9 protein-coding genes are annotated in these 9,073 nt (G+C 37.1%); 1 reads left to right on the top strand and 8 read right to left on the bottom strand.

Features of this window, described 5'->3' with window-relative positions; genetic code table 11:
• From ABWO41_RS12130 to mraZ, 8 genes are all read right to left on the bottom strand, one after another.
• Positions 1-546: FtsW/RodA/SpoVE family cell cycle protein (locus ABWO41_RS12130; protein ID WP_353138149.1), on the bottom strand; the 546-nt coding region annotated here is incomplete at its 3' end.
• A 21-nt stretch (positions 547-567) separates the two neighbouring features.
• Positions 568-1,914, bottom strand: a complete 1,347-nt coding sequence (murD, locus tag ABWO41_RS12125; protein WP_353138146.1) for a UDP-N-acetylmuramoyl-L-alanine--D-glutamate ligase — start codon at positions 1,912-1,914, stop codon at positions 568-570.
• A 1-nt stretch (position 1,915) separates the two neighbouring features.
• A complete protein-coding gene (mraY, locus tag ABWO41_RS12120) occupies positions 1,916-3,217 on the bottom strand; it encodes a phospho-N-acetylmuramoyl-pentapeptide-transferase (RefSeq protein ID WP_353138143.1) in 1,302 nt (433 codons plus the stop codon).
• On the bottom strand, positions 3,217-4,677 hold the full coding sequence (locus ABWO41_RS12115; RefSeq protein ID WP_353138140.1) for a UDP-N-acetylmuramoyl-L-alanyl-D-glutamate--2,6-diaminopimelate ligase: 1,461 nt from the start codon (positions 4,675-4,677) through the stop codon (positions 3,217-3,219). The genes mraY and ABWO41_RS12115 overlap by 1 nt, the downstream gene beginning before the upstream one ends.
• Entirely contained in the window at positions 4,677-6,776 is a 2,100-nt protein-coding gene (locus ABWO41_RS12110; RefSeq protein ID WP_353138137.1) for a PASTA domain-containing penicillin-binding protein, read from the bottom strand. Before ABWO41_RS12110 ends, ABWO41_RS12115 begins: the two co-directional genes overlap by 1 nt.
• Positions 6,760-7,173: an FtsL-like putative cell division protein gene (locus ABWO41_RS12105; RefSeq protein ID WP_353138134.1), complete on the bottom strand. Its 414-nt coding sequence runs from the start codon at positions 7,171-7,173 to the stop codon at positions 6,760-6,762. The genes ABWO41_RS12110 and ABWO41_RS12105 overlap by 17 nt, the downstream gene beginning before the upstream one ends.
• Positions 7,166-8,074, bottom strand: coding sequence for a 16S rRNA (cytosine(1402)-N(4))-methyltransferase RsmH (gene rsmH, locus ABWO41_RS12100; protein ID WP_353138131.1), 909 nt, complete (start codon positions 8,072-8,074; stop codon positions 7,166-7,168). Before rsmH ends, ABWO41_RS12105 begins: the two co-directional genes overlap by 8 nt.
• Positions 8,067-8,528: a division/cell wall cluster transcriptional repressor MraZ gene (mraZ, locus tag ABWO41_RS12095; RefSeq protein WP_353138128.1), complete on the bottom strand. Its 462-nt coding sequence runs from the start codon at positions 8,526-8,528 to the stop codon at positions 8,067-8,069. The genes rsmH and mraZ overlap by 8 nt, the downstream gene beginning before the upstream one ends.
• Positions 8,529-8,859: 331 nt before the next feature.
• Between mraZ and ABWO41_RS12090 the strand changes: the two genes are divergently transcribed.
• A partial coding sequence (locus tag ABWO41_RS12090; RefSeq protein WP_353138125.1) for an RrF2 family transcriptional regulator occupies positions 8,860-9,073 on the top strand: 214 nt, incomplete at its 3' end.

Below are 9,073 nucleotides of genomic sequence, written 5' to 3'. Positions count from 1 at the left end.
TATTAATAATATCAAAATACTCACTCCAAACAGCATTAAAGCTGTAGATAAGTTAGCTAATCCAATTAATATAAAAACTACACAAACAGAACCCATTATAGGCAAAAATGCCTTTTTTACATCTTTAATATTTTCCTGTTTCTTGGTTAAAGTTCTGGCTAAAAAAGTTATCAAAGCCAATTTGGCTAAATCTGATGTTTGAAAGGTTAAACCAGTACCCGGAATTGAAATCCACCGGCTCGCATCATTAACATTACTTCCAAAAACCAGTGTATAAAGCAATAATGGAACGGTAATAATCATTAAAACTTTAGAGATTCCTGCGTAATATCTATAGTTCAGCATATGAGCAAAATAGATTAATACAAAACCGATAACTATAAACAATAAATGCTTAAACATTAAGGATTCTGACCCCACTCCTCTTTTGTAAGCCAAAGTACCTGTGGCGCTATAAACCGCCAAAACGGAAATAGAAGACAGCAAGATTATGATCAGCCAGATCCATCTGTCTCCTTTTGTGTGGTTTAAAATATCCTTAATCATATCGGCAAATGTTTTTAAATCCTATAATTCTCTAACCGCGGCTTTAAACTGATCTCCTCTGTCTTCGTAGTTCTTAAACAAATCGAAACTGGCACAAGCAGGAGACAATAATACTGTAGATCCCTTTTTAGCCAAATGATAGGCTACTTCAACAGCTTCTGCAGCAGACTTAGTATTAACTATAATTTCAACATCGTCTTCAAATGCGTCATGAATCGCTTTATTATCCAAACCTAAACATACAATTGAAGACACTTTTTCTTTAACCAAATTCTTCAACATGGAATAATCATTTCCTTTATCTACTCCACCCAGAATCAAAACAACATCAGAATTCATACTCTCTAAAGCATACCATGTCGAGTTCACATTGGTCGCCTTTGAATCATTTATAAAAGTGATTCCTGAAATCTTAGCCACAAATTCCAGACGATGAGCTACATTTTTAAAATCTCCCATACTTTCACGTACAGTCTCGTTTCTAAGCTCAAGAATTTTCGCTGTAATTCCCGATGCCATTGAGTTGTAAACGTTGTGACTGCCTTGTAATGCAAGCTCCTGAATAGTCATAGTTAAAGGTTCTACGTTGTTTATGTTGAAATGTATAGTTTCGTTTTCCAAAAAAGCTCCGTTTTCTACTTTGTTGATAATAGAAAAAGAATGTTGTTCTGCCAGAATAGGATGTCTTTCTAATCCTTTAGTTGTTTCGGGATCATCTGCACAGTAAATAAAATGATCTGCTATAGTCTGATTTTGTACTATTCTGAATTTAGAATCGACATAATTATCCATCTCATAATTATACCTATCTAAATGATCAGGCGTTATGTTTAATAAAACAGCAATATCTGCTTTAAAATCGTACATATTGTCCAGCATGAAACTGCTTAGCTCCAGTACGTAATAATCAAAATCTTCTTCGGCCACCTGCTTAGCAAAGCTATAACCTATATTTCCCGCCAATCCCACATTTAAACCCGCTTTTTTTAAGATATGATAAGTCAGCAGTGTAGTGGTGGTTTTACCATTCGAGCCCGTAATACAAATAGTTTTTGCTTTATTATATCTACCTGCAAATTCTATTTCGGAAAGAATGGGTATATTTTTCTCTTTCAGCATTTTGATAATCGGAGCCTTATCAGGAATACCCGGACTTTTTATAATCTCAGCAGCATTTAGAATAAGGTCTTCTGTATGCTTGTTTTCCTCGAAGGATATATTTCTTGCCGAAAGTTCTTCTTTATATTTATCGCCAATAGCTCCAAAATCAGACACAAAGACATCGAAGCCATGCTTTTGTGCTAAGATGGCTGCACCAACTCCACTTTCCCCTGAACCCAATATTACAATTCTCTGTCTCTTGTCCATTTTATCTGATTTTCAATGTCACTATAGTGATAATGGCCAATAAAATTCCTACAATCCAAAAACGCGTTACAATTTTCGCTTCGTGGTAACCTTTCTTTTGGAAATGATGGTGCAAAGGAGACATTAAAAACACCCGCCTACCTTCGCCATATTTTTTCTTAGTGTATTTAAACCAGGTTACCTGAATAATTACCGACAAATTTTCCACTAAAAACACACCACACAATACCGGAATCAGCAATTCTTTACGAATCATAATTGCAAAAACAGCAATGATACCACCAATGGTTAAACTTCCTGTATCGCCCATAAAAACCTGGGCTGGAAAGGTATTATACCAAAGGAAACCAATACACGCTCCTACGAAAGCAGAAGCAAAAATCACCAGCTCTCCCGAATTAGGTATGTAAATAATTTTCAGATAATCAGCGATGATTGTATTACCAGAAACATAGGCAAGCAACATAAGTGCTATACCAATAATGGCAGAAGTCCCTGTTGCCAGACCATCTATACCGTCTGTAATATTAGCTCCGTTTGAAACCGCTGTAATAATAACAATGACAAACAACAGAAAAACCAATAGGGCATAATCTTCATAATTACCGCCGAATACCTTTAGAACCTTAGCATAATCGAACTCATTGTTTTTATAGAAAGGAACATTGGTTGTTGTACTTTTTACATCTTTTGCATAATAAACACCTGTTGCTTTTTCTACTCTAATTAGTTTCTCGCCTTCGGCATTAGTAATAATTTCTTCATTCAATCCTTTTATTTGCGTATGGGATTTTACAGTGGCCGGCAACGGTCCCGTTACAGTTTGTCTCACCAGAATTTGAGGATGGAAATACATTGTCCACCCAACAATTAAAGCTAAGCCCACCTGCCCTACTATTTTAAATCTGCCCGCTAAGCCTTCTTTATTCTTTCTAAATACTTTGATATAATCGTCCAGAAAACCTATAGCTCCCATCCAAACGGTTGTAATAAGCATCAAGATGATATAGATATTTTCCAGTTTTGCAAATAACAGTACAGGGATTAGTATACCAGCTATGATAATTAAACCGCCCATAGTAGGTGTCCCTTGTTTCTGTATCTGCCCCTCTAGTCCTAAATTCCTTACCGTTTCGCCTACTTGTTTATATCTTAGGTAGGCAATTAGCCGGCTACCAAAGACAGTAGTAATAATGAGTGACAAAATAATAGCCATTCCCGCTCTGAACGAGATAAACTGAAATATCCCAGCTCCGGGAAAATCAAAATGCTTATCTAAAAAGTTAAATAGGTAGTATAGCATTAGGCTAATAAATTAAATTGTTCTATTAATATTTGTTTATCATCAAAATCAGTTCTCACCCCGTTTATTTCCTGATATTTTTCATGTCCTTTACCTGCAAGGAGAATAATATCTCCTGGTTTGGCTAAGTGGCATGCCGTCTTTATAGCTTCCCTTCTATCTAAAATGGTCAACACCTTTCTCTGATTAACCGCCGAAACACCAGTTAACATATCCTTTAGAATATCCTCCGGTTTTTCTGTTCTCGGATTATCTGAAGTTAAAATAACCTTATGGCTCCAGTCACAGGCAGTTTGCGCCATAACTGGTCTTTTTTCCTTATCTCTGTCCCCACCACACCCTACAACAGTAATAATAGATTCATTTCCAGAACTGATATTTTCTATTGTAGAAAGGATATTTCTCAATGCATCCGGTGTATGGGCATAATCCACAATACCAATGACTTTATTAGGAGATATCACGTAATCGAATCTGCCTTCAGCTCCTGTTAACATACTTAAGCTGGTTAGCACTTTCATTTTATCTTGTTCCAGTAATAATGCTGTTCCGTAAACTGCTAATAAGTTATAAGCATTAAAAGATCCCACCAATCGGAAATAGACCTCCAAACCATCTACATCCAGATGTAAACCCGAAAAGAGATTCTCAATAATCTTAGCTTTAAAATCGGCTATAGAATTTAAGGCATAAGTTTTTTTATGAGCTTTGGTATTTTGCAACATTACGTTTCCGTTTTTATCGTCTACGTTTGTGAGTGCAAAAGCCTGACTGGTTAAATCATCAAAAAATGCTTTTTTGGCTTTGATATAATTATCAAAAGTTTTATGAAAATCTAAATGATCATGTGTAATGTTTGTAAAAACACCTCCGGTAAAATTCAACCCATCTATACGACGCTGAACTACAGCGTGTGAACTCACTTCCATAAAACAATATTCACAGCCAGCTTCTACCATTTTGCTTAACAGCTGATTTAAGGCAATCTGATCTGGTGTTGTATGAGTAGCCGGAACTACAGTGCCATCTATATAATTTTCTACTGTTGAAATCAACCCTACTTTATACCCAAGCTTTTTAAACAGCTTGTACAGCAAAGTACAAACTGTTGTTTTTCCGTTTGTCCCGGTTACACCTACTAATTTTAACCGGGAAGATGGATTATGATAGAAGTTTGAAGCAAGCAGCCCCAGCGCTTTTGCAGAATTCGCTACTTTGATATAAGTAACTCCTTCTGCAATAACCTCGGGCAGTAATTCGACAATTACTGCTTTTGCCCCATTTTCTGTTACGTCATTTATAAAATTGTGTCCATCGGAACGGGTTCCTTTAATGGCCACAAACAGAGTCCCGCCGGAAACCTTTCTGGAATCGAATTGCAGCTGGGAAATCTCTACTTCTGTAGACCCAATTACCTGTTCAATGGCAACTCCATACAATATGTCTTTTAATACCGCCATCAACGTAATTCGATTGTTATTTTTGTTCCTTTCATTACTCTGGCTCCCGGAGGTATCGATTGCTGATATACTTCACCGGAACCTTTTACTACTGGATTCAATCCAGCATTTCCCAAAACATAAATAGCATCTCTCAGTCCCATTCTGTTTACATCCGGAACTGTACCGCTATTAGACCTGACTTCTTTATAAGAAATTCCTTTATTCGTATCCACATCTATATCGCTGGCAGATGCGAAATAAGATTTAATACCAAATTCTTTATATAATTGCTGCGCAGCTTTCTTATGTCCAGATTTTACTGCCGGCATTCTTGTATTTCCAATTATCCGAGGTTCTTTAACATCGGCATACATTTGTAAATCACTCGCATAAATTACATCAGCTACTTCCCTGAATACAGGACCTGCAACCTGAGCCGCGTAGTACGAACCTTTTGTAGGGTTCTGAACCACAACTATCATAGAATACTTAGGCTTTTCGGCAGGAAAATAGCCACAGAATGATGCCTGATATTTCCTCTTACCTCTGTAGCCTTTTGCACCGTCTGCCACCTGAGCTGTACCGGTTTTCCCTGCAATCTTATATAATGGATTCTGAAGATCTTTTCCTGTCCCTTCTTCCACTACACCTTCCAACATCTCTTTTAACATAGAGAGCGTGTTATCTGAACAAACTTTTTGATTAATTACTCTTGGCTCGAATTGCTCTACGGTGTTACCCAATCTTCTAACTTCCTGTACAAAAAGAGGGCTAATCATTTTTCCTCCGTTTGCAACCGCATTATATAGCGACAAAATCTCTATTGGAGTCATTTTCAACTCATAACCATATGCCATTTGCGGCAATGTAAGACCACTCCACGATTTACTCTTAGGTGTTTTAATCAGAGGAGAGCCTTCGCCCGGAATTTGAAGCCCTAATTTTTCGCCAAGTTTCAAATCATGCAGTCTGTCTGTAAATTTAGACGGGCTGTCTTTATAATTATTATAAATCTGTTTCACTATAGCCACATTCGAAGACACTTCAAACGCTTCTTTCATACTTATCACCCCATATCCTCCTTCATGAGAATCTCTGATAGTGTGCCTGAAAAGCTTATATTTCCCACCTTCGGTATCCACCTTATCAGTTAAACCAAATTTCTTATCGTCCATAGCAATCATATAAGATGCTAGTTTGAAAGTCGAGCCAGGCTCGGCACTCTGTGCGATAGCATAATTAAAGGTTTCTTTATATTCTTCTCCAACCCTGGTATAATTCGCTATAGCTTTAATTCTCCCGGTTTCCACCTCCATCACTACTACAGTTCCAAAATCGGCCTCACTCTTAATCAACTGCTTCTTTAACGCATTTTGAGCTAAGTCCTGAATATTGATATCTATAGTAGAAATAATATCTGCCCCATCTTTGGGCGCTATCTCTGCATCCTCATTCACAGGCATCCAAACACCTCCGGCAATACGCTGCACTAATCTTTTTCCCGTTTCTCCGTTTATATAATCACCATAAGCACCTTCCAGTCCAACTGCGGCACCGGCATTTTCATTATAATAACCGATTGTTCTCGCAGCCAGATCTTTGAACGGAAATATTCTTTTATTTTTCTGAACCGCAATTAAGCCTCCTTTATATCTTCCCATATTAAAAATAGGAAAGGTCTTAATTGCCTTCAAATCCTGATATGAAGCTTTTCTTTTCAACAGAAAATATCTTTGCCCTTCCGCCCTGGCATTACGTAATAAGCGAGAATATTCTCTTCCGCTTTTATCTCCAAAATGCCTGGAAAGTTTATAACCTAAAGAATCTACCTTTTCATAAAAAACATGATCATCCTGAATACCCCCAGCCAATAAATCCATTCTGATTTCATACTCAGGAACAGATGTAGCCAGCAAACTCCCATCTGCAGAATAAATATTCCCTCTAGCAGCTTCTACCTCGGCATATTTAGTACTCAAGCTGTCAGCCATCGCCCGGTATTTATTTCCCTGAGCAATCTGCACATAACCCATACGAGCCACTACAGCAATAGCGAACAACACTATAAAGCCAAAAGCTGCATAAACACGAAGAAGAATATTAGTCCTGATATTCATTTTGACTTACTTTTATTTTTATCGGTGGCTCTACCGGAACTTTTAAACCCAAAACAGAATCCACTCTTTTAACTACCTCCGTTTGCTTACTTTTAAACATGAGATCCGCTTTTAAAGTCTTAAAATCCCAGCTCAATTCTTTTACTTCCTTATTTAGTTTATCAATTTTTCTAATGTTATTTTCTGCCGTATGCCTGTTCCCTATATAAATCATCCCCAAAAAGGCCAAAAACAAAACAAAAGGCAATGCTTCCGTAGCAGCCTCTTTAGAAACAACACCGTTGGTAAAAAAAGAAAATAAAGCAGAAACAGCAGGACTTCTTTCTTCCTGCTCTACTGGCTGATTTTCAACCACCGGTTCTTCCTCCTCAAGAGGCATTTTTATTTTGTTAACCATTTTTTACCGCTATCCTCAATCTTGCACTTCTTGCTCTATTATTTTTCACCAGCTCTTCATCTCCTGCTACTATAGATTTTTTAGTTAAAACCGTAAACGGCTTAATTTCATTTCCATAAAAATCCTTCTCTACTTGTCCGGAAAACTTTCCTTTCATCATAAAATTCTTAACCAATCTATCTTCCAAAGAATGATACGACATCACCACCAATCTCCCTCCCGGCCTCAATACTTCTGCAGTTTGCTCTAAAAACTCCCTTAAAACCTCCATCTCCTGATTCACTTCAATTCTCAGTGCCTGAAACACCTGCGCCAGATACTTATTCTCTTTATTTCTGGGAATTAGCTTTGTTATAGCCCTTTTTAAATCGTCTATCGTTTCAATATTTCTATTTAATCTAGCCGTAACAATTGTTTTTGCTAAAGATTTTGCATTCTGAATCTCGCCATAGATCCCAAATATTTTATGCAAATCATCTTCAGCATATTCATTGATCACCTTTTTTGCTGTCAACTCTCCCGACTGATCCATCCGCATATCCAACTCTCCATCAAAACGGGTAGAAAAACCTCTTTCAGGCACATCAAACTGATGAGACGAAACTCCTAAATCAGCCAAGACACCGTCTACCGGAACCAAACCATGCAAGCGGAGATTATTTTTCAGATATCTAAAATTCTGATCAACAAACACAAAGCGATCATCTTCAATCAAATTTCGCTGCGCATCTACATCCTGATCAAACGCCACCAAAACACCACCCTCACCTAAATGCTTTACAATTTCACGAGAATGTCCGCCACCTCCAAAAGTCACATCCACATAAATACCATTGGATTTTATATCCAAGCCATTAATGCATTCTTTTAGCATCACAGGAACATGATAAACATCAGCCATCACTCCTCCTTCCTTTACCCATTACTTCTTCTGCCAGGTTTGCAAAGTTCTCAGGCTCATCATCCATTTGCTCTTCATAAGCTTCTTTAGACCACAACTCTATTTTATTAAATTGACAAGAAAGCACCACTTCGGAACCCACACCCGCATACTCCAGCAACGATTTTGGCAACAATACACGACCTGCTGAATCCAAAGACAACTCGGTTGCTCCTCTGGTAAAATACCTCACAAACTTTCTGTTCTTTTCTTCGTACGGATTTAATTGCGCCAATTCTCCAGTTACTTTATCCCATTCAGCTTTAGAATAAATCACCAAATGTTTCTCAAAACCTCTATTCACAACAAGCCCATCTGCATCAATCGCAGGCAATTGCTTCCTGAGGCCAGAAGGAACCATTAATCTTCCTTTGGCATCAAGCTTACAATCAAATTCCCCTATCAGATGAGACATAATTGTACCTATAGTTTTTGGTTATGTAAAAGTAAACATATCTTCCACTAATTACCACTTTTTACCACAAAAAGTTTTCAACAAGTCAAAATTTATTTAAAAATCACATTTCAGCAACTCTAATATTATAGTTTCTCACCTTAAAAAATTAAAAACAATGATTAAAAACCGCCATATAACACCTCAAAACAAGTTTTAATAATAAAGTGGGAGAACAGATCAATTTTAATCTGCTTTTCATTAAAAAGTGGGAGAAAATTTCACGCAAGAAATAAAAGATAAAAAACTCTTTTTATTTCATCTATTTATAACTTAACTTTGCAATTAATATATGAGTGTTTTTTCCAAGACTTGTGAATATGCTATGAGAGCGGTTTTTTTTATCGCTCATAAAACTACCCAGGACAGAAAAGTTGGTATTAAAGAAATTGCCCAGGGGATAGATTCTCCCGAACATTTTTTAGCTAAAATACTTCAGGACCTGAGTAGAAAAGGTATTATTTTATCGGCAAAAGGACCTAATGGAGGCTTTTACATGAATAATG

Source organism: Pseudopedobacter sp., assembly GCF_040392825.1.
Classification (GTDB): Bacteria; Bacteroidota; Bacteroidia; order Sphingobacteriales; family Sphingobacteriaceae; genus Pseudopedobacter.
The sequence above is the reverse complement of the archived record's forward strand: the minus strand, read 5'-3'. Positions and strand labels throughout refer to the sequence as shown.

Bases quoted from the DNA above. Each gene is read 5' to 3' on its own strand.
- murD (WP_353138146.1), bottom strand. From the start codon at position 1,914: ATGGACAAGAGACAGAGAATTGTAATATTGGGTTCAGGGGAAAGTGGA.
- mraY (WP_353138143.1), bottom strand. From the start codon at position 3,217: ATGCTATACTACCTATTTAACTTTTTAGATAAGCATTTTGATTTTCCC.
- ABWO41_RS12115 (WP_353138140.1), bottom strand. From the start codon at position 4,677: ATGGCGGTATTAAAAGACATATTGTATGGAGTTGCCATTGAACAGGTA.
- ABWO41_RS12110 (WP_353138137.1), bottom strand. From the start codon at position 6,776: ATGAATATCAGGACTAATATTCTTCTTCGTGTTTATGCAGCTTTTGGC.
- ABWO41_RS12105 (WP_353138134.1), bottom strand. From the start codon at position 7,173: ATGGTTAACAAAATAAAAATGCCTCTTGAGGAGGAAGAACCGGTGGTT.
- rsmH (WP_353138131.1), bottom strand. From the start codon at position 8,074: ATGGCTGATGTTTATCATGTTCCTGTGATGCTAAAAGAATGCATTAAT.
- mraZ (WP_353138128.1), bottom strand. From the start codon at position 8,528: ATGTCTCATCTGATAGGGGAATTTGATTGTAAGCTTGATGCCAAAGGA.